We start from the raw sequence: 19,763 nt of genomic DNA, 5'->3' as shown, positions 1-19,763 counted from the left end.
TGTGGCGCGGTGTGGCTGCGGCGCCCGTTGCCGCGCGGATCACGACAGCATCAGGTTCAGGTGGTGAACCGCCACCGCGCCATCGGGGGCCACTTTGAACAGATGGGCGGCGTTGCGGGCCAGACGGTGCGGCGGCTTGCCGATCATCGGCCAGCCGGTCGCCCGGGCCATCACCGCCCGGATCACGCCCTTGTGGCTGACCGCCGCGACATTGCGCCCGCGCGCGGCCATGGCGGCGAGCCAGGGCGCCACCCTCTGTTGAACCTCTCGCGGACTTTCACCCCCCGGCGGCCGGAAGTCCAGCCCCTGAGCCTCCAGCGCGGTCATCCGGTCGCCGAGCTGCAGCCGCAGATCGTCGAGCCTCCGCCCCTCCCACGCGCCCCATGACATCTCGATCAGCGCCGGCGCCGGCCGCGCGGCAGGGGCGCCCAGGCGGGCGGCGGTTTCGCGCGCCCGCAGCAGCGGCGAGGTGTACCAGTCATAGCCGGTGGCGATCGGTGCCGGTAGCTGCCAGCCGGTCACCTCGTCGCGTCCGGCATCGTTGAGCGGCTGGTCGCTCTGCCCCTGAAGCCGGCCCTGATCGTTCCAGTCGGTGCGGCCATGGCGGATCAGGGCCAGAATGATCGGCGGCGAGGTGCTCATGGCGTGTTCCCGAGCCGGTGGCGCGTCGCGCGCTGGCGATGATTGACGGTGGCCAGCCGCAGCGCTTCGTTCAGTGCCGCCGCGGCGGCGGTGATATCACGTCGTGCCGCCTGATCGGTGGCCGCGCGCGACATGGCCTCGCGGCCGTTCGGGTCGTCGAGCAGGGCGGCCACGGCGGCGGCCAGTGCCGGGGCGTCCTCGGGGGCTGCCAACCGGCCGGTGACCCCGTCGGTCACCAGATCGGGCACGCCGCCGCTTCGGCCCGCCACCACCGGCAGCCCGGCGGCCTGTGCCTCCAGCAACGCCATGCCATAGGCCTCGCGCACGGCGGGCCAGACCATGATATCGGCGGCCGCCAGCACATCTGCCAGAGCTGCGGGGTCCAGGGCACCCAGCAACCTGACCCGATGGTCGCCATCGGCGTCGAGTGCCGCAGAAACCGCCGCGCGGGCCGGGCCGTCGCCGGCCACCAGCAGGTGAAAACCCCGTCCGGCCAGTGCCGGATCGGCCAGCATGCGCCCGATCACCCGATAGCTGTCCAGCTTGTCACCGGTCCGCATCATGCCCACGGCCACCAGCCAGGGCAGGGTGATGTCGAGGCCCCACGCGGTGGCCAGATCGCGGCGGATGCCGCCCCGCCGTTGTGCCGCGGCGGCGAACCGGGCGCCATCGTCCAGAAACGGCATCAGCCCCTGGATATGACCGGCCGGCAGCAGCCGGCTCAGACAGACCGCGTCCAGGCGGGTCATCGGCATCACCAGATCGGCGGCGGCCAGAGCCGCGCGGGCCGCCTGAAATCCGATATCCCAGGCGCCGCCGGCGCGCTTGGGCGCATCCGAGGCTTCCACCACCAGATAGGGAATGTCGAGCGCCGCCGCCACCTGCGGCCCCAGATGATCGGGGGCCTTGTGATAGAGATGATAGGTGATCCAGGCATCGGGGCGGGTTGCGGCCGGACGCGCCGCCAGCCGTGCCGCCAGCCGCCGGGCCAGCCGGCGGCCGGCCGCCATGATCCGGGCCTGACGCTCAGGGTTGCCGCCGCCGTCGCGGCTGCTGAACCGGCAGACGAGGTCCGGCTGATGGCCGCCCGCCGCCAGGGCGGCGATGATCTGCCGGGCCATCCGCCGGTCGCCGCTGGGCACCGGGTGGTCGGGATGTTTCAGGGGGCAATAGACCGCGACCCGCATCAGCCGTGCCGTGCCTCGCGGCCATCTGCGACCGCCGCCGACAGCCGCGCGATCAGGGGGCCGACCGAGGCCTCCAGCGAGAAGGCGGCATCCAGCCGGGCACGGCCGGCAGCCCCCATCCTCTGCCGCAGCGCCGGTGCCGCGACCAGCGTGGCAATGGCATCGGCCAGCGCCCGCGGCTGATCGGGCGCGACCAGCAGCCCGGTTTCGCCGTCGCGAATAAATTCGGGGATCGCCGAGACCGTGGTGGCGACCACCGCCAGACGCTGCGATTGCGCCTCCATCAGCACATTCGGCAGGCCGTCGCGGTCGCCATCGCCGGCAATGCGGCTGGCCAGCACGAAGATGTCGGCCCGGCCATAGGCGGCCAGCACCTCGGCCTGTGCCATGGCGCCCTGCCAGCTGATCCGATCGGCAATGCCATCTGCGGTCGCCTGCGCCTGCAACCGGTCCTTCAGCGGGCCACCGCCGATATGGGTGAAGTGCCAGGCCATACCGTCCGGCAGCAGCGCCAGTGCCGCCAGCACCGTGTCCCAGCCCTTTTTCTCCACCAGCCGGCCGACACCCACCAGCCGCACCGGGCGGGCCGGATCGCTGCCATCGCGGTCATTGCCGGTATCGCGGCCATGACCCGTGGTGGATGCCGGATCTGCGGTCGGCAGGCCGGCCGGATCCGGAAACCGGCTGAGGTCCAGACCGTGATAGAGCAGGTCGACCCGGCCCGGCGGCGCAAGGGCTGCCAGATGATCGCGGTTCATGGCGGTGCAGGTGACGGCCCAGGCGCAATCGGCGAGCTTTTCGGCCTTTTCCCACTCGGGGCTGGTCCAGATATCCTTGGCATGCGCCGACACCGCCCAGGGCAGGCCGCGCATGATCGCCGCATATCGTGCCACCGATGCCGGGGTGTGCAGGAAATGCGCATAGATCATCGCCGTGTCGGGTTCCAGTTCCGCCGCCAGAACCGCGGCCTGACCGAAGCGGCGGATGCGGTTGCGGCTGCGATCGCGGGCAAGGTCGCGCAGCCAGACGGCACGGGCGCGGGCAAAGCCCGGCAGCCGTGCCGCCCGCCGCAGGGATTGCAGCACCCGCAGCGGCTCTTCATGCAGGTATTCGGGCAGATAGCGGACATCGGCGGTGATCTCGCGATGCACCGGATGCACCGCGCGATCGGTCGGCCGGCGCAGCGACACCAGCCGCAGGGCCAGGCCCGCGACCTCCAGCGCCCGGATCTCCTGGGCGATGAAGGTCTCGGACAGGCGCGGATAGCCTTTCAGCACCACGGCGATGGTGCCGGGGGGGGATGTGCCGGCGTCAGGGTGCGGCACGGCGCTTGATGTCCTGCGGCCCGGCCTCGTCGCCCCAGGCCTGGTCGGTTTCAGGGATGCGGCCGGTCGCCCCCGGCTCAACGCCGGCACGCCGGTCGCGCCGGTCAAGCTCGGCACCCACCAGCCGCGCAACCGCGTCGAGGCCGTCGAGCATGGAGGACGGCATGGCCGCCGATGGCGGTGCCTGTTCGGCCAGCGCCACCAGTGCGTCGGCCATGGCCGCGGCGGTGCGGCCGGGGCCGGGGTCGAGCAGCATGCGCACAAGGCCCAGCTTGTCCGCGCGGTCGGCGCGGATGAACTGTTCCAGCCTGGGTTCCGTGCGCGGCACGATGATCGCCCGCTTGTCCAGCGACAGGATCTCGCAGAACGTGTTGTAGCCGCCCATGGCCACCACGCCTTCGGCACCGGCCATCAGGGTTTCGATCCGGGCATCGAAGGTGATGGTGTCGACCCGGTCGAGCTTGTGGGCCCTTGCACCGAACCGTTCGCGGGCCTCGCGGCTCATGAACGGGCCCAGCACCAGCACGGCGCGATGGGGCAGCCGGTCGCCGTGCTGTTCATAGGCCTGTATCACCCAGTCGATCAGTTCCTCACCGTCGCCACCACCGCCGGTGGTGACGAGGATGTAGGGTTCACCCTCGACCAGTGTCTGGATACGCTCCGACACCGCGCCCTGCGGCGCCGCCCGGCGCAGATATCCGGTATAGGTCATCTTCGCGCGCACATCCGCCGGCAGATCGATGCCTTCCAGCGGATCGTGGATCTCCGGCAGCCCATAGACCCAGATATCGTCGTACAGGTCGCGTAACGCCGGCAACACCCGCTTGCGCTTCCATTCGGGCGCAAGCTGTGCCGGTTCATCCATCACATCGCGCAGGCCCAGCACCAGCCGGGTTCCGCGCCGCTTCAGCCGCTTGAGCGTGCGGGCAACCTCGCCCCGCAAGCCCAGTGGCTCCTTGTCCACGATGAAGACATCGGGTTCGAACACCTCGGCCGTGCGCTCGATGATCGCCCCCCTGAGTTTCAGGATGTGGTCGATGTCCATCTTGAGCTTCAGCGAGGTGTAGTCACCATTGCGCAGCTTGATCACCCCCGGCACCCGGACGAAGTCGGTGCGGGTGCGGAAGTCGAAGCTGCCGATGATCGGCGACCCCGAGAGGATCAGCACCGACATGTCGGGGAATGCCCCGACCAACCCGTGTGCGATCTCGCGGCATCTGCGCAGATGACCGAGCCCGAAGCTGTCGTGGCTGTAGATCAGCACACGCGAGCCATTCATGCCTCTCGGAACCTCCCGCTTGCGGCATAACGGCCGGACTATCGCACAGGCCGGGCGCGCTCGGAAAGTGGCGATGTCGCGGCGCGGAAACTCCGTCATCCGGGGCGGCGCCTGCGACATAATGTGCATTTCAAATACATATACGATGACGGGAATAAAATTCATCTGCTATATATCTATCGTGGTTCACGAGAGATGGCAGTCCGGGACGACCACAGGCCGCATCCGGGCAGGCCGCAGGAACGGAAATGGACGGGATATGCTGACGGAAACGACGATCACCCTGGTGAAAGCCACGGTACCTGTGCTGCGCGCCCATGGTGAAGCGATCACGAGCCGGTTCTATGAACGGCTTCTGACCCAGCCCGAGATCGCGGCGATGTTCGATCCAGCGCATCAGCGCGACGGATCGCAGCCCCGGGCGCTGGCGGCCGCGGTGCTGGCCTATGCCGAACACATCGACAACCTGTCGGCACTGGCGGGTGCGGTGGAACGCATCGCCCATAAGCATGTTGCGGTGCAGGTGCGCCCCGAACAATACGATGTCGTGGGCGCGGAACTGCTGGCCGCCATCTCGGACGTGCTGGGAGATGCGGCGACCCCGCCGATCCTGGCCGCCTGGGCCGAGGCCTATGGCGTGCTCGCCGGCGTGTTCATCGGGCGCGAAGCCGTGCTGGCCGATGAGGTTGCGGCGCGGCCTGGTGGGTGGCGCGGTTTCCGGCGGTTCATCGTTGATGCCGTCAATGACGAAAGTCGGGTGATCAAGAGCTTCCGGCTGACGCCTGAGGATGGCGGGCCGCTGCCGCCCTTCAGCCCCGGTCAGTATCTGACCCTGCGCCTGACCCGCGACGACGGCACCACCAGCCTGCTGCGTCATTACAGCCTGGCCGGCAAGCCCGATGCCCGGCACTGGCGGATCGCGGTCAAGCGCGAGCCTGAAGGTCGCGGCTCCGGCATGATGCACGACATGATCAAGCCCGGTGCGGTGATCGAGGTGGCACCGCCCGCGGGTGAATTCGTGCTGGATATCGACGGGTCACGCCCGATCCTGCTGCTTGGCGCCGGCGTGGGGCAGACCCCGCTGCTGGCGATGGTGGAGACGCTGGCCGAGATGCGGCCCGATCATCCGGTCGTCTGGGCGCATGCGGCGATCGATGGCCGGACCCATGCCTTCGGCCGTCATCTGCGCGATCTGGCCGCAGCGACCCCGGGCCTGTCGGTTCATGTCGCCTATGAGCGCCCGGATGCGGAAGACCGGCAGGGGCGGGATCATGACCGGATCGGTCGGATCGACGCCCAGGCGCTGCGCGATCTGCTGCCGGCTACGGATATCGACGTCTATATGTGCGGGCCGCGTGGCTTCCAGAAGGCGCAGGCCGCGCAGTTGATCGAGATCGGCGTGCCGCGCGACCGGATCCGATTCGAACTGTTCGGTGTGACCGACGAACAGATCCTCTGAAATGCGATTGCGTCGCAGTCAAAATTAAGGTCGGATGCCACCTCTGGAAAACGGACCGGAGGATGCGGTGACAACGCGGACCTTATCGCCCGGGCGATACCGGCGGCCACGTCATGCGGTCGCCATCGCCTGGGTGCTGGCGCTGGTGGCGGCGGTGACGATCGGCGCAGGCCTGGCGGCCGTCCAGGCGGCACATGCAGATGGCCTGCCGGGTGCCCGGCCCGCGGTCGTTCCGGACGACCGCGGGCCGGTGACTGTGCCGGGCAGCCACTGGTTCGACATCACGGCGCAGCGCAACGGGCTGGTCTATCGCATTCAGGTGGCGACACCTGATGGCATACCGCCCGAGGCCGGCTTCCCGGTTCTGTATCTGCTCGACGGCAACGCAATGTTCGGTCTGGCGGCGCAGACCGCGCGGCTGCTGGCTGCGCGTGAGGGCAGCCTCGCCGTTGTCGCCATCGGCTATCCCGGCGATGCCCCCTTCGACATGACCCGTCGCTATCTCGACCTGACATCGCCGGTGACGCCGGCGATGCTGGCCCTGATGGGGCCACGGGCACCGGTGGTGCCGACCGGCGGCCAGGATGCCTTCCTGGACGTGATCCTGAACGAGATCCGCCCGGCCATTGCCCGCCGTTTTCCGATCGATCCCGACCGCGCGACCCTGTTTGGTCATTCGCTGGGCGGGCGCTTCGTGCTGCATGCGGCGCTGACAAGGCCGCAGGCGTTCAAGGGCTATGTCGCCTCCAGCCCGTCGATCTGGTGGAATGACGGCGATGTGGCCGAGGATGCGGCGGCCTATGCCGCGCGCGATCGGCGCCCGCCGCTGAACCTGCTGCTGATGGTGGGCGGCGAGGAACAGGCAGTGTCGATCGGAGCGGAAAGCCCTGAGCGGGCGGCCTTCCGACGCATGGCGCGGATGCTGGACAATCTGACGGAGATGGCCGATCGCCTGCGCGCGCTGCAGGTGCCGGGTGCACGGATCGATCAGGTGGTGTTCGCCGGCGAGGGCCATATGACCACCGTGCCGGCGGCGATCAGCCGTGCCGTGGTCTTTGCATCCGAACCCTGATCCCGCCCGACCCGCCATCCGGCCCCGACCTGCGCCCGACCCGTCTTGCATCGGCATCGCCACCGTCCTAGGCTTGACGCCGCAGCCCCGTGCGAGAAGAGGTGCTTACCGGTGCCCCCCGCGGGGCCGGCCGTGACCTGCGGCCGACAGGGCAGAGGGAGACGCTGGAGAGCATGGAGCGGCTGGTCGACGGCGTGGCGGCGCGCAGGCGCCGGGCTGCGTCCGCGCGTGAGGCGGGCCTGCGGGACCGGATCGCGCGGGCGGCGGTGGAACTGTTCGATCAGCTGTATGAAGGCGCCGTCCTGATCGATTCCGGCGGGCAGGTTCTGTGGATGAACGACAAGTACCGCGCCATCCTGGGACTGAACGGCATGGACCCGGTCGAAGGCCGACCGGTGGAGGAGGTGATCCCCAACAGCCGGCTGCGCGAGGTGGTGGCCTGTGGCCGCGCCGATCTGATCGACATCTTCGAGGTCGAGGGCCGGCAGCTTGTGGTGAGCCGCATCCCGTTGAAGGACGAGGATGGCCGCGTCACCGGCGCCGTCGGCATGATCCTCTACGACCGGGTGCAGTCGCTGAAACCGCTGGTCGACAAGTTTCAAGGGTTGCAGCGCGACCTGGATGCCGCCCGCCGGCAACTGGCCGATGCGCGCCGGGCGAAATACGGCTTTTCCCAGTTCATCGGCAATTCCGAGGCGGTGCGCCTGCTGAAGCGTCAGGCGCGGCGGGCGGCTGAACGGGACATCACCGTACTGCTGCTGGGCGAGACCGGCACCGGCAAAGAGATGCTGGCCCATGCCCTGCACGCCGCCAGCGGCCGGCAATCGGGGCCGATGGTGCGGGTGAACACCGCGGCGATCCCTGAAAATCTGCTGGAAGCGGAACTGTTCGGCGTGGCCCCCGGCGCCTTCACCGGTGCCGGTGCCAAACCGCGTGACGGCAAGATTCGCCTGGCCCATCGCGGCACGCTGTTTCTGGATGAGATCGGCGACATGCCGGTCAGCCTGCAATCCAAGCTGCTGCGGGTGTTGCAGGAACGCGAGATCGAGCCTCTGGGGTCGAACCGGGTGATTCCGGTCGATGTGCGGGTGATCGCCGCCACCAGCCGCGATCTGGGCCGGATGGTCGAGGAAGGCCTGTTCCGGGCCGATCTGTATTACCGCCTGAATGTGCTGCCGCTGCGCCTGCCGCCGCTGAGGGAACGTCTGGATGACATCGAACCTCTGTGTGAGGCCCTGCTCGACCGGCTGGCCATCGATCAGGGCGGCCGGCCACGCACGCTGACCGACCATGCCCTGCTGCGGCTTCAGGCCCATGACTGGCCGGGCAATGTCCGCGAACTGGCCAATCTGCTGGAGCGTGCGGTTCTGCTGACCGATGATGCCGAGATCGATGCCGGCCATATCGACAGTCTGATGGCCACGCATATGCCCTCGGCGGCAGGTGTGGCACCGGTCACCATGACGGCATCGGTCGACCCTGGCGAGACGGTGGAGCCACTGCGCGAGGCCCTGGCCGCCGCCGAACGCGACGCCATCCGCCGGGCGCTTGCCGCGGCCGGCGGGGTCAAGACCCAGGCGGCGAAGCTGCTGGGTATTTCCCGCGCCCAGTTCTATGAAAAACTGGCGACACATGGCATCGAGACCGCGGCGGCCGCGCCGCGCCCCTGATCCCGTCACACCGTCCGGTTTACCGGACACGAAGCTGACTGTCCGGAAATCCTGACAGACAGACGTCCGGGTTGCCGGACAGGATGCGCTGCCGCAACTGATGGTGCAGCGCGGCAAGTTGTTGCTTTCCGTTGATGTCATGAAGATGGCACAGGCCTTGCTGATTATGTCTCAACGCGGTGCGCCGGACTGACCGGCGATCGCGATGGCACAAAGACCAGGGTAGGGAGGCACCACCCCCAATGTCGCTCAATTGGAAGCACCTCGCCGCGGCCGCGGTGATGGCGGCCATGGCCGGCACCGGACCGGCGCTCGCCGCAGATCCGATCAAGATCGCGCTGATCTCGGGCAAGACCGGGCCGCTCGAAGCCTATGCCAAACAGACCCATACCGGCCTGATGATGGGCCTGGAATATGCCACCAAGGGCACGATGGAGATCGATGGCCGCAAGATCGAGGTCATCGAGAAGGACACCCAGTTGAAGCCGGAAATCGCCCGCGCGGTGCTGGCCGAAGCCTATGGCGACGACGAGGTCGACCTCGCCATCGGCCCGACATCCTCGGGCGATGCGCTGGCCATGCTGCCGGTGGCGCAGGAATACGAGAAGATCCTGCTGGTGGAGCCGGCGGTTGCCGACTCGATCACCGGTGACAAGTGGAACCGCTATATCTTCCGCACCGGGCGCAATTCCTCGCAGGATGCGATTTCGAATGCGGTGGCGCTGGGCAAGCCCGGCGTGAAGATCGCCACGCTCGCGCAGGATTACGCCTTTGGCCGCGATGGCGTCGCCGCCTTCCGCGATGCCCTGGCCTCGACCGGTGCCGAGATCGCGCATGAGGAATATGTCCCCCGCGACACCACCGACTTCACCGCCCCCGCCCAGCGCATCTTCGATGCGATGGACAAGGTGGAGGGCGACAAGGTGCTGTTCGTGATCTGGGCCGGTGCCTCCACGCCCTTCGCCAAGCTGGCGGCGATGGAGCCCGAGCGTCGCGGCATCAAGATCGCCACCGGCGGCAACATCCTGCCGGCCATGGCCGCCTACAAGGCGCTGCCGGGCATGGAAGGCGCCACCTATTACTATTATGACATCCCCAAGAACCCGGTGAACGACTGGCTGGTGACCGAGCATCAGAAGCGCTTCAATTCGCCGCCGGACTTCTTCACCGCCGGTGGCATGAGCGCCGGTATCGCCGCGGTCGAGGCGATCCGCAAGGCCGGCTCCACCGATACCGAAGCCCTGATCACCGCCATGGAGGGCATGAGCTTCATGTCGCCGAAGGGCGAGATGCGGTTCCGCACGGAAGACCATCAGGCGCTGCAGGAAATGTATCACTTCCGCATCAAGGTCGACGAGAGCGTCGCCTGGGGCATTCCTGAACTGGTCCGCGTGATCGGCATCGACGACATGGACGTGCCGATCCGCAACCAGCGCTGAGCTGCGCGCGGGCCGTGCCGGACCGGCCGGCATACCTCCCCCGGGTGCCGGTCCCGGCCGGCGCGGCCCGCGTGCTGCCTTCTGCCTGCTATGGCTTCTTCCTTTCATGGCCTCCGCCCGACCGGCGGATGGCCAAGCGAAGACGGACCCCGGATGACCCTATCTTCCGCCGCGGAAGCCGCGGGCGCCGTTCCGGCGCTCGAAACCCGCGATCTGACCGTGCGCTTCGGCGGCCATGTCGCCGTCAATGGCGTCGGCTGCCGGTTCACACGCGGCACGCTGACCGCCATCGTCGGGCCGAACGGCGCTGGCAAGACCACCTATTTCAACCTGATATCAGGTCAGTTGCGGGCGACCGCCGGATCGGTTCTGCTCGACGGGCATGATCTGTCGTCACATGGCGCCGCCGGCCGCACCCGGCGCGGCATCGGCCGCGCCTTTCAGTTGACCAACCTGTTTCCGAACCTGACGGTGCGCGAGAACATCCGCCTGGCGGTCCAGGCGCGGCGGGGCCGGGGCTTCGACATCTTCTCGATGGCAGCCCATGGCCGACACCTGATCCAGCGCGCCGACGAGATCCTGGAACAGGTGCGGCTGGGCGTTCGCGCGGATGATGTCGTCGCCACCCTGCCGCATGGCGACCAGCGCAAGCTGGAGGTGGCGATCCTGATCGCGCTTGAACCCCGCATCTTCATGTTCGATGAACCCACCGCCGGCATGAGCGTCGACGAGGTGCCGGTGATCCTGGACCTGATCCACGGCATCAAATCCGATCCGGCGAACACGGTTCTGCTGGTCGAACACAAGATGGATGTCGTCCATTCGCTCGCCGATCGGATCATCGTGCTGCACAACGGCTATCTGGTCGCCGATGGCGACCCGAAAGAGGTCGTCGCCTCGCCGATCGTGCAGGAAGCCTATCTGGGAATGGGGGCCTCGACCCATGTCTGAGCGGCCGATGCCAGAACGGGCCGGGGTGGCCGGGGCCCGCGACGGCGCGCAGGCGGGGGCGCTGCTGACGCTTCAGGGCGTACACACCCATATCGCCCAGTATCATATCCTTCAGGGCGTCGACCTGGTGGTGCCGCGGGGCGGGCTCGCCATGCTGCTGGGCCGCAATGGTGCCGGTAAGACCACCACCCTGCGCACCATCATGGGGCTGTGGCATGCGTCCCAGGGCCGGATCACCTTTGATGGTCGCGACATCACCGCGGCCGAAACCCCTGATCTGGCCAAGGGCGGTATCGCCTATGTGCCGGAAGACATGGGGATCTTCTCAAGCCTGACCGTGCGCGAGAACATGCTGCTCGCCGCCCGCTCCGGCCCGATGGACGACAGGCGTCTGGCCTGGATCTTCGATCTGTTTCCGGCGCTGGAGAAGTTCTGGAACTGGCCTGCCGGCAATCTGTCGGGCGGCCAGAAGCAGATGCTGGCGATCGCGCGGGCGATCGTGGAGCCGCGCGCGCTGCTGATCGTCGACGAGCCGTCGAAGGGGCTGGCGCCGGCGATCATCGGCCATCTGATCGAGGCCTTCCGCGAGCTGAAGGCCACCGACACGACCATTCTGATGGTCGAACAGAATTTCAGCATGGCGACCGCCCTCGGCGACACCGTGGCGGTGATGGATGACGGCCGCGTCGTCCATGCGGGTTCGATGCATGAACTCGCCCATGACGGAGATCTTCAGCGCCGTCTGCTCGGCCTCAGCCTGGACAGTCACCAATGACCGCGCGCGCCCTCAAGACCGCCGGAATGGTGGAGCGGCATGCTCCGCTCGCCATGGCCGGCCTGATCCTGTTCCTGCCACTGATCCTGATCGACCCCGGCACCTGGCTGGTGCTGGCCATTGCCGGCCTTGCCATGGGCATGATGATCTTCCTGATGGCCTCGGGCCTGACGCTGGTCTTCGGCCTGATGGACGTGTTGAACTTCGCCCATGGCGCCTTCGTTGCCGTCGGCGCCTATCTGGCGACCGGGCTGCTCAGCCCCGGCGGGCCGTTCGCCGGCCTGATGGGGGTATCGCTTCTGGGCGATGTCGGCGCGATGCTGCTGGCGATCCTGGTCGCCTGTGCGGCTGCCGGCGTGCTGGGGCTGGTGTTCGAACGGGTCATCGTGCGCCGGGTCTATGGCGCGCATCTGCGCCAGATCCTGATCACCGTCGGCGGGCTGATCGTCGCCGAACAACTGATCACGGTGATCTGGGGTGCCGACCCGATCCCGCTGCCCAAGCCCGAAACCCTGCGTGGCTCGATATTCGTCGGCGATATCGCTGTCGAGCGTTATCGGCTGGTGGCCTGCGCACTGGGGTTGGTTGCCTATCTGGGCATGCATTTCGCCTTGAACCGCACCCGCATTGGCCTGCTGGTCCGCGCCGGCGTGGAAAACCGCGAGATGGTCGAGGCGCTGGGCTATCGCGTCCGCCGGCTGTTCGTCGGCGTGTTCGTGGCCGGTACCGCACTTGCCGCCGCCGGTGGCGTGATGTGGGCGCTCTATCAGGAAATCGTCACCGTCCATATCGGTGCCGATGTGATGATCCTGGTGTTCATCGTGGTGATCATCGGCGGCCTGGGCTCGGTGGGGGGCTGCTTTCTGGGCGCGCTGCTGGTGGGGCTGACCGCGAATTTCATGGGCTATCTGGCACCCACGCTGGCGCTTGGCTCGAACATCCTGCTGATGGTGGCGGTGCTGCTCTGGCGTCCCCGCGGGCTCTATCCCGCGACCAAGAATTAGGCCGGAGGCGGATCGGATGCTCAACTGGATCATTTCCGGCGACCGACCGCGCAGCCGCATTCTGGCGGCGGTGCTGATCGTCATCCTTCTGGGGCTGCTGCTGGCGCCCTTCGTCTTTCCGGGCACCCGCTCGCTGGCGGTCGCGGCGCGGATCTGCGTGCTGATCGTGCTGGTGGCCTCTTACGACATCCTGCTCGGCTATACCGGCATCGTGTCCTTCGCCCATACCATGTTCTTCGGCATCGGCGCCTATGGCGTCGCCATCGCCCTGAACGCGCTCGGCCCCAGTTGGGGCGCCGTTGGGCTGGGCACGGTTGCCGGTGTCGCGGTATCGATTGCCGCCGCCGCGGTCATCGGCCTGCTGTCGTTGAGGGTGCGGGCGATCTTCTTCAGCATGATCACGCTCGCGGTCGCCAGCTTCTTCCTGATCCTGGCCTCGCAACTGTCGTTCATCACCGGCGGCGAGGACGGCATGTCCTTCCGGGTGCCGCGCATGCTGACGCCTGCCTTCAAGCTGTTCGAGGACGAGATCTTCGGTCAGCGGATCAATGGCCGGCTGGTCGCCTATTACCTGGTGTTCATCTGCAGTCTGGTGCTGTTCCTGTTCATGCTGCGGGTGGTGAACTCGCCCTTCGGCCGGGTGCTGCAGGCCATCCGCGAGAATGATTTCCGCGCCGAGGCGCTGGGCAACCGGGTGGTGCTGTATCGCACGGCCGCGTCCTGTCTGGTGGCGGCGCTGGCGGCGCTGGCCGGGGTGTTGAACGCGCTCTGGCTGCGCTATACCGGGCCGGATGCCACGCTGTCCTTCGCCATCATGCTCGACATTCTGCTGATGGTGGTGATCGGTGGCATGGGCACGCTGTATGGTGCGGTCATCGGCGTCGTGATCCTCAGCCTGGCGCAGTTCTATCTGCAGGATCTGATGGGGGCCGCCTCGTCGGCGCTTGCCGGGATTCCGGTACTGCCGGAGTTGATCGCCGCCGACCGGTGGATGCTGTGGCTCGGCATCCTGTTCGTCCTGTCCGTCTATTTCTTTCCGACCGGCATTGTCGGCAAATTGAGGGAACGCTGAACCATGACCGCCATCCAGCCCGCATCGGAATACCTCACCGCCTGCGGCCACGAAATCCACTACATGCACTGGTCGCCGGACCGGTCGGACCCGATCGTCATGTGGCATGGTCTGGCCCGCACCGGCCGCGATTTCGACCCCTGCGCCCGCCGCTTCGCCGACCGGTTCCGGATCGTGGCACCCGACACCATCGGCCGCGGCCTGTCTGGCTGGTCGGCGGCACCGGAGGCCGAATACCGGCTGGAGCATTACGCCGATATCGCGGTCGAGATGCTCGATCGGCTGGGGATCGAGCGGATGCGCTGGGTGGGCACCTCGATGGGCGGCGCCATCGGGATGGTGCTGGCCGCCGGGCCGCTTAAGGGCCGGATCACCCATCTGGTGCTGAACGACATCGGCCCGGCGCTGGCGCCGGCGGCGATCAACCGGATCCGCTCCTATGTCACCCAGCCGCCGGTGTTTGACACGGTTCTGGAACTGGAGACCTATCTGCGCACCATCTATGCCCCCTATGGCGCCATCAGCGACGACCAGTGGCGGCAGATGGCCGAAACCTCGACGCGCCGGCGCGATGACGGCAAGGTGACCGTGCATTATGACCCTGCCGTGATGCGCGTTTTTGCAGAGACCACCGGTGATTTCGAGATGTGGGATGCCTGGGACGCCATTGAAGCCAAGACCCTGGTGCTTCGCGGCGAAACAAGTGACCTGCTGACCCAGGACACGGCGGAAGAGATGACGAGGCGCGGGCCGAAAGCATCCCTTGCAGTCATTCCCGGCTGCGGGCATGCTCCGGCCCTCAATGTTCCAGACCAGCTCGATCTGCTCGACCGGTTCCTCGCCAGTTGATCGCAGCACTTGATCCCGGGTGGGATGACCTGATTTGCCAGCTTCCCCCGATGGCCGCTTTTGCGAGTGGTCCCGGGGGCCTCGATCGGCGGGGCCGGGAGACAGCCCGCCGGTCGATACTGAACCGCCCCGGAGATGCTCTCCGGGGCGGTTTTTTCATAAATGGGCGCACGTATCCTGGCTCACCTGCCGGTCAGAACGACAAGCCCCCGGCATCGGAATGCCGGGGGCTTGTCGTTCTGTCCAGGCGCCGGACTGGTCTGTGCCGCCTGATGAGGTCAGGGGACGGTCCGGTCGGTCCGGGCGGATTTCAGCATGAAGGCCGGAATATCCTTGCCGAAGCCCAGCGGCGTATTGTCGTCGCGGGCGCTGCGCTCGCGCTCGGGACGCTCCCGTTCGGGCTGTTCCCGGTCATCACGGGCAGGCTTCTCGGCAGCACCATTGCGCGCGCTGGACGTGTCCGCAGGGGCAGGGGTAGTCCGGTTTCGGCGAGGCGGGCGGACAGGATGCGAGGGCCGTGCGGCTTCCGCGACGGGTTCCGCAACATCATCGGCAGCCGCCGGGGCCAAGTCCACAGCGGGCGCATCGTCCCCGGCCACAACCGTCGCTATGGATGTCTCCGCCACCTCGGTGGCGACCTCGGGCGCGCGGGCGCGACGGCGGCGTGGCGGGCGGGCGGGCTTTTCGGCTGCCACGAGGTCCGGTTCGGCAACCTGTGCAGGCATCGCCGGCATATCGGTGAGATCGGCAGCATTGGACCCGGCCGGGACAGCGTCGATCAGGCTGGTCGGGGCATCGGTCGCCGCCACCACAGCGGTCTCCTCGACCGCCGGTTCCCGGCGGCGGCGCTGACGGGTCCGTGCCGGACGAACCGGCGCGGTCGCACTTTCACCGGCGACGGGCGACGCCTCGGCCGGTGTGGCGGCGGTTTCAGCGTCGGTCTGATCGTCCGGCGCGAGGGCTGGGGCCGCCTGGGCACCGCCTGTCACCGCCAGAACACCCGACAGATCGGTCACCGTTTCGATCGCCTTGCCGCCCAGCAGGGCGACGACGCGGTCATACAGCTTCCGGTCTTCCGGGGTCACGAACATGATCGCGGTGCCTGTGCGGCCGGCGCGGCCCGTGCGGCCGATGCGGTGGATGTAGTCTTCCGCGGCCAGCGGCACGTCATAGTTGAAGACATGGCTGACATGCTCGATATCCAGGCCGCGACCGGCGACATCGGTCGCGATCAGGAACTTGATCTTGTTGTCACGGAAAGCCGCCAGCGTTTCGTTGCGCGCATCCTGGGTCATGTCGCCATGCAGGGCGCCGACATCGTGTCCGGCGCGCTTCAGGGATTCGTACAGGGTGGCGACAGTGCGCTTGCGGTTGCAGAAGATGATGCCGTTGCCGACCGGTTCCCGGACCATCAGGGTTTCCAACGGCCGGCGCTTGGCCCGCTCGTTCGCGACATGCACCACAAGCTGGCGCACGGTCGCGGCCGCGGTCGACTGCGGCGCCACCGACACTTCCTTGGGATTCATCAGGAACTTGCCGGCCAGACGGCGGATCTCGGGCGGCATGGTTGCCGAGAACAGCAGGGTCTGGCGGATCTGCGGCAGCAGGCTGGCGATGCGCTCAAGATCGGGGATGAAGCCCATGTCGAGCATCCGGTCGGCCTCGTCGACCACCAGAATGCGGACATCGGTCAGCAGCACGCGGCCCCGCTCGAAATGGTCCAGCAGGCGGCCGGGGGTCGCGATCAGCACGTCGACGCCCTTGTCGAGCGCCTTTTCCTGATCGTTGAACGACATGCCGCCGATCAGCAGCGCCATGGACAGCGGCGTGTGCTGACCATAGGTGTGGAAGCTTTCGGCGATCTGCTGGGCAAGCTCACGCGTCGGCGTCATGATCAGCGAGCGCGGCATGCGCGCACGCACCCGGCCTTGCGCCAGGATGTCGATCATGGGCAGGGTGAAGGATGCGGTCTTGCCGGTGCCGGTCTGTGCGCAGCCCAGCACGTCACGGCCCTGCAACACCCAGGGGATCGCCTTCTCCTGGATGGGGGTCGGCTGGGTATAGCCGGCGTCATTGACGGCCCGCAATACTTCGGCGCTCAGGCCCAGATCTTCGAATGTCATGCGAGACGGTACGCCCGATCTGCTTGTCGATGTTCACACGTGTGGGCCATATATAACCGCCATGGCGCCCAAGTCAATCACAGTCACCGGTCAGAATTTCCAAGGAGGCAAGCACTTGACCACCGTCAGTCCCCGCAGGCCATCCAGCCGCCCCCGCCCCGAAAGCCCGCTGATGTCCGCCACCGACAGCCTGCTGGTGGTGATCGACCTTCAGGCCCGGCTGATGCCGGCGATCAACGGCGGGCCCGAAGCGCTCGCCGCCGCCGGCCGGCTGATCGATGGCGCCCGTGCGCTGGGCGTGCCGGTGATTGCGACGGAACAGTATCCTCAAGGGCTTGGCGCCACCATCGATGTCATCGCCGGCCGTCTGCTGCCGGGCGAGACGCTGCCCAAGATCACCTTCTCGGCCTGGAATGAGACCGCGTTTCGCGACCGGGTGATCGCATCCGGTCGTCGCCGTCTGGTGGTCTGCGGCACGGAAGCTCATGTCTGCGTGTTGCAGACCGCGCTTGACGCCGCTCGCAGCGGCTTGCAGCTTGCGGTGGTGGCCGATGCCGTGGCCAGCCGCGCGCCGGCCAATCATGCGCTGGCACTCAGCCGGATGGCATCGCACGGCGTCGAGATCGTCTCGACCGAAATGGTGCTGTTCGAATGGCTGGAGCATGCGGGCGACGACCGCTTCAAAGCGGTGCTGCCGCTGATCCGCTGATCCACCGATCCACAGACGGGGCGGCCTCCGCCTCGTCGTCACTGCCAGTCCCGCCCGCGGAAAGATCGCTCCGATGTCTGATCGCCTGCCCCTGCTGCTGCTGCCCGGTCTGCTGTGCGACCATGATCTGTGGGCGTCGGTTCTGACCGGCCTGTCCGATCAGGCGCAGATGACCGTGGCCGATCTCACCCGCGATGACAGCGTGTCGGCGATGGCGGCACGGGTGCTGGACGAGGCGCCCGCCGGCCGCTTCGCCCTGGCCGGGCTGTCGATGGGCGGCTATGTGGCGCAGGAAATCATGCGCCAGGCGCCGGAGCGGGTGATCGGTCTGGCCTTGCTCGACACCTCGGCCCGCCCCGACAGCGACGACCAGAAGCTGCGCCGCCGTGCCCTGATCGATCTGGCCGGGCGTGGCCGGTTCAAGGGCGTCACCCCGAAACTGCTGCCGATGCTGATCCATGAACGCCGGCTGAGCGACGATGCCCTGACCGGCCGGATCATGGCCATGGCCGAGCGGGTGGGGCAGGCGGCCTTCGTCCGCCAGCAAGAAGCGATCATCGGGCGGGTCGACGGGCGGGGCGACCTGTCGCGCATTGCCTGCCCGACGCTGGTGGTCTGTGGGCGTGATGATGCCCTGACGCCGCTGCCGCTGGCCGAAGAGATGGCCGCCGCCATCCCTGGCGCGATGCTGCGGGTGGTCGAGGATTGCGGTCATCTGCCGCCGATGGAGAAGCCCGACGAAGCCGTGACGGGTCTGGCGGATTGGCTGGATCGCCTGACCTTCTGAGGGTCTGACCGCCCGGGCGGTGCCGGGATCACTGGCAGAGATGGGATCACTGGCAGAGTCGGGATCATTGGCAGAGCAGGGCGGCGCCAGTGGCATCGGCATGGACCACCCGGCCGGCGGCAATGGTGAGCGCCACGCGCGGGCAGGTCGGGTCGCGGTCGTCGATCATCGCGATATCGGCCCGCAGGCCATCGGCGATACGGCCGCGGTCGTCGAGCCCGGCCGCCTGTGCCGGGGCCTGCGACACCAGATGCCAGGCCTGGCCAAGCGTCAGCCGCTGCGATGCCGCCAGGACAAACGGACAGGCCAGCATGGCGGTGTGGCTGTAGTCGCTGGCGATCAGCGTCGCGGCGCCTTCTGCAATGGCGGTGCGTGCGTCGAGCCGCCCGGCATGGCTGGTGCCGCGCAGGATGTTGGGAGCACCGACCATCACCGCATCGCCGGCTGCCACCGCCGCGCGCGCCGTTGCAAGGTCGAGCGGAAACTCGGCGATCCGGGCACCCATGGCGCGGTTGGCGGATCGCATCGCCGGATCGACGTCGTCATGCGACAGCAGCGGCACGCCGGCCTGGCGGGCTGCGTCCGCGAGACCGCGTGCGCCGGCCCATTGGGCATCGCGGTCGGCTGCAAGCTGGTCGATGCGGGCGATCAATGCCGCTGTCGTCAGGCCCGAGCGTCCCGCCGCGACCGCGAGCTTTTCGGGGCGTGCGCGCATGGCGATGAAATCCGGCAGGTGGTCGTTCAGCGCCAGAAGGTCGATCCAGCCATCGGCGATCCAGCGGGCGATCCGGGGTACGGCTGCGGCATTGGCCACTTCATGGCGTAGGTGAATGCGGGTATCGACCATCAGCTCCGGCCGCAGGCGCCGGATGGCAGTGACCAGTGCCTCGGCGGCGTCCAGGCTGCGCAGGCCCGGTTCCCAGGAGGCGGTGATGCCATGGGCGGCAGTGGTGATGCCCAGCGCCGCCATCTGGCGGTCGGTATCGATCAGCCCCAGATCGGTCGGGAAGTGGACACCGGGGCGCGGCATCACCTGGCGCTCGAACGCGTCGCCATGAAGATCGACCATGCCCGGCGTGACCAGCAGATCCCCCACATCCAGCACACGGCCGGTCGCCGTGGCGGTCGCGTCGGCACCATCGGCCGTGGTGGAGGTGGCCGGCCTGCCCGCCGCCACCGTGATCTGCGTGCCGGTGATCACAACCCGTCCGGGACGTGGCTCGCGGCCGTCGATCAACAGCCGGCGGCCCCGGATCTCGATGCTACCCGGTGTCATGGCCTGGGCGGTGGTCGGCGTCGGCATATCCTGTCGTCCTTCATGCGGTCCACGACCCCGACGGGTCGATCTTCCACGACCCCGACGGGTCGATGCTGCCGCACAATAGGATGCCGCCCCTGCGGGCGGGTGTGAAACTCCTGT

Annotated in this window: 17 protein-coding genes; 11 read left to right on the top strand and 6 right to left on the bottom strand. The window is 67.9% G+C overall.

Annotated elements, in window-relative coordinates:
• Positions 1-39 precede the first annotated feature (39 nt).
• Genes WG924_RS18825 through WG924_RS18810 form a run of 4 tightly spaced genes read right to left on the bottom strand, consistent with a single transcriptional unit; the run spans position 40 to position 4,433 of the window.
• Positions 40-642 carry a histidine phosphatase family protein gene (locus WG924_RS18825; RefSeq protein ID WP_345934639.1) on the bottom strand — a complete coding sequence of 201 codons (603 nt, stop codon included), beginning with the start codon at positions 640-642 and terminating at the stop codon, positions 40-42.
• A complete protein-coding gene (locus tag WG924_RS18820; RefSeq protein WP_345934638.1) occupies positions 639-1,829 on the bottom strand; it encodes a glycosyltransferase in 1,191 nt (396 codons plus the stop codon). The genes WG924_RS18825 and WG924_RS18820 overlap by 4 nt, the downstream gene beginning before the upstream one ends.
• The gene (locus WG924_RS18815) at positions 1,829-3,154 is read right to left on the bottom strand and encodes a glycosyltransferase family 4 protein (protein ID WP_345934637.1); all 1,326 of its coding nucleotides are present in this window, start codon (positions 3,152-3,154) and stop codon (positions 1,829-1,831) included. Before WG924_RS18815 ends, WG924_RS18820 begins: the two co-directional genes overlap by 1 nt.
• Complete coding sequence (locus tag WG924_RS18810) at positions 3,141-4,433, bottom strand: glycosyltransferase family protein (RefSeq protein WP_345934636.1); 1,293 nt, start codon at positions 4,431-4,433, stop codon at positions 3,141-3,143. The genes WG924_RS18815 and WG924_RS18810 overlap by 14 nt, the downstream gene beginning before the upstream one ends.
• A 259-nt stretch (positions 4,434-4,692) precedes the next feature.
• On the opposite strand from WG924_RS18810, the gene hmpA reads away from it, so the two are divergent.
• The 9 genes from hmpA (at position 4,693) to WG924_RS18765 (ending at position 14,724) form a co-directional block, all read left to right on the top strand.
• Positions 4,693-5,892 carry an NO-inducible flavohemoprotein gene (gene hmpA / locus WG924_RS18805; RefSeq protein ID WP_345934635.1) on the top strand — a complete coding sequence of 400 codons (1,200 nt, stop codon included), beginning with the start codon at positions 4,693-4,695 and terminating at the stop codon, positions 5,890-5,892.
• 67 nt (positions 5,893-5,959) lie between these two features.
• Positions 5,960-6,964: an alpha/beta hydrolase gene (locus WG924_RS18800; RefSeq protein ID WP_345934633.1), complete on the top strand. Its 1,005-nt coding sequence runs from the start codon at positions 5,960-5,962 to the stop codon at positions 6,962-6,964.
• 173 nt (positions 6,965-7,137) lie between these two features.
• Complete coding sequence (locus tag WG924_RS18795; protein ID WP_345934632.1) at positions 7,138-8,634, top strand: sigma-54 interaction domain-containing protein; 1,497 nt, start codon at positions 7,138-7,140, stop codon at positions 8,632-8,634.
• 281 nt (positions 8,635-8,915) lie between these two features.
• Positions 8,916-10,073, top strand: a complete 1,158-nt coding sequence (locus WG924_RS18790; RefSeq protein ID WP_345934876.1) for a substrate-binding domain-containing protein — start codon at positions 8,916-8,918, stop codon at positions 10,071-10,073.
• Positions 10,074-10,226: 153 nt separating this feature from the next.
• A complete protein-coding gene (locus tag WG924_RS18785; RefSeq protein WP_345934630.1) occupies positions 10,227-11,024 on the top strand; it encodes an ABC transporter ATP-binding protein in 798 nt (265 codons plus the stop codon).
• A 7-nt stretch (positions 11,025-11,031) separates the two neighbouring features.
• Positions 11,032-11,799, top strand: coding sequence for an ABC transporter ATP-binding protein (locus WG924_RS18780; protein WP_345934629.1), 768 nt, complete (start codon positions 11,032-11,034; stop codon positions 11,797-11,799).
• Complete coding sequence (locus WG924_RS18775; RefSeq protein ID WP_345934628.1) at positions 11,796-12,803, top strand: branched-chain amino acid ABC transporter permease; 1,008 nt, start codon at positions 11,796-11,798, stop codon at positions 12,801-12,803. Before WG924_RS18780 ends, WG924_RS18775 begins: the two co-directional genes overlap by 4 nt.
• 16 nt (positions 12,804-12,819) lie before the next feature.
• Complete coding sequence (locus tag WG924_RS18770) at positions 12,820-13,875, top strand: branched-chain amino acid ABC transporter permease (RefSeq protein ID WP_345934627.1); 1,056 nt, start codon at positions 12,820-12,822, stop codon at positions 13,873-13,875.
• Positions 13,876-13,878: 3 nt separating this feature from the next.
• Complete coding sequence (locus WG924_RS18765; RefSeq protein WP_345934626.1) at positions 13,879-14,724, top strand: alpha/beta fold hydrolase; 846 nt, start codon at positions 13,879-13,881, stop codon at positions 14,722-14,724.
• A gap of 278 nt (positions 14,725-15,002) precedes the next feature.
• Here the strand turns inward: WG924_RS18765 and WG924_RS18760 are convergent, their stop codons facing one another.
• On the bottom strand, positions 15,003-16,847 hold the full coding sequence (locus tag WG924_RS18760) for a DEAD/DEAH box helicase (RefSeq protein WP_345934625.1): 1,845 nt from the start codon (positions 16,845-16,847) through the stop codon (positions 15,003-15,005).
• A gap of 115 nt (positions 16,848-16,962) precedes the next feature.
• Here WG924_RS18760 and WG924_RS18755 point away from each other — a divergent pair, with 115 nt between their 5' ends.
• Both WG924_RS18755 and WG924_RS18750 read left to right on the top strand, forming a co-directional pair.
• Complete coding sequence (locus WG924_RS18755) at positions 16,963-17,556, top strand: isochorismatase family protein (RefSeq protein ID WP_345934624.1); 594 nt, start codon at positions 16,963-16,965, stop codon at positions 17,554-17,556.
• Between the two features lie 73 nt (positions 17,557-17,629).
• The gene (locus WG924_RS18750; RefSeq protein WP_345934623.1) at positions 17,630-18,343 is read left to right on the top strand and encodes an alpha/beta fold hydrolase; all 714 of its coding nucleotides are present in this window, start codon (positions 17,630-17,632) and stop codon (positions 18,341-18,343) included.
• A gap of 64 nt (positions 18,344-18,407) precedes the next feature.
• On the opposite strand, the gene WG924_RS18745 is transcribed toward WG924_RS18750, so the two are convergent.
• Complete coding sequence (locus tag WG924_RS18745; protein WP_345934622.1) at positions 18,408-19,646, bottom strand: alpha-D-ribose 1-methylphosphonate 5-triphosphate diphosphatase; 1,239 nt, start codon at positions 19,644-19,646, stop codon at positions 18,408-18,410.
• Between the last annotated feature and the right edge of the window lie 117 nt (positions 19,647-19,763).

This window comes from Tistrella arctica (assembly GCF_039630945.1).
In the GTDB taxonomy this organism is placed as follows: Bacteria; Pseudomonadota; Alphaproteobacteria; order Tistrellales; family Tistrellaceae; genus Tistrella; species Tistrella bauzanensis.
The sequence above is the reverse complement of the archived record's forward strand: the minus strand, read 5'-3'. Positions and strand labels throughout refer to the sequence as shown.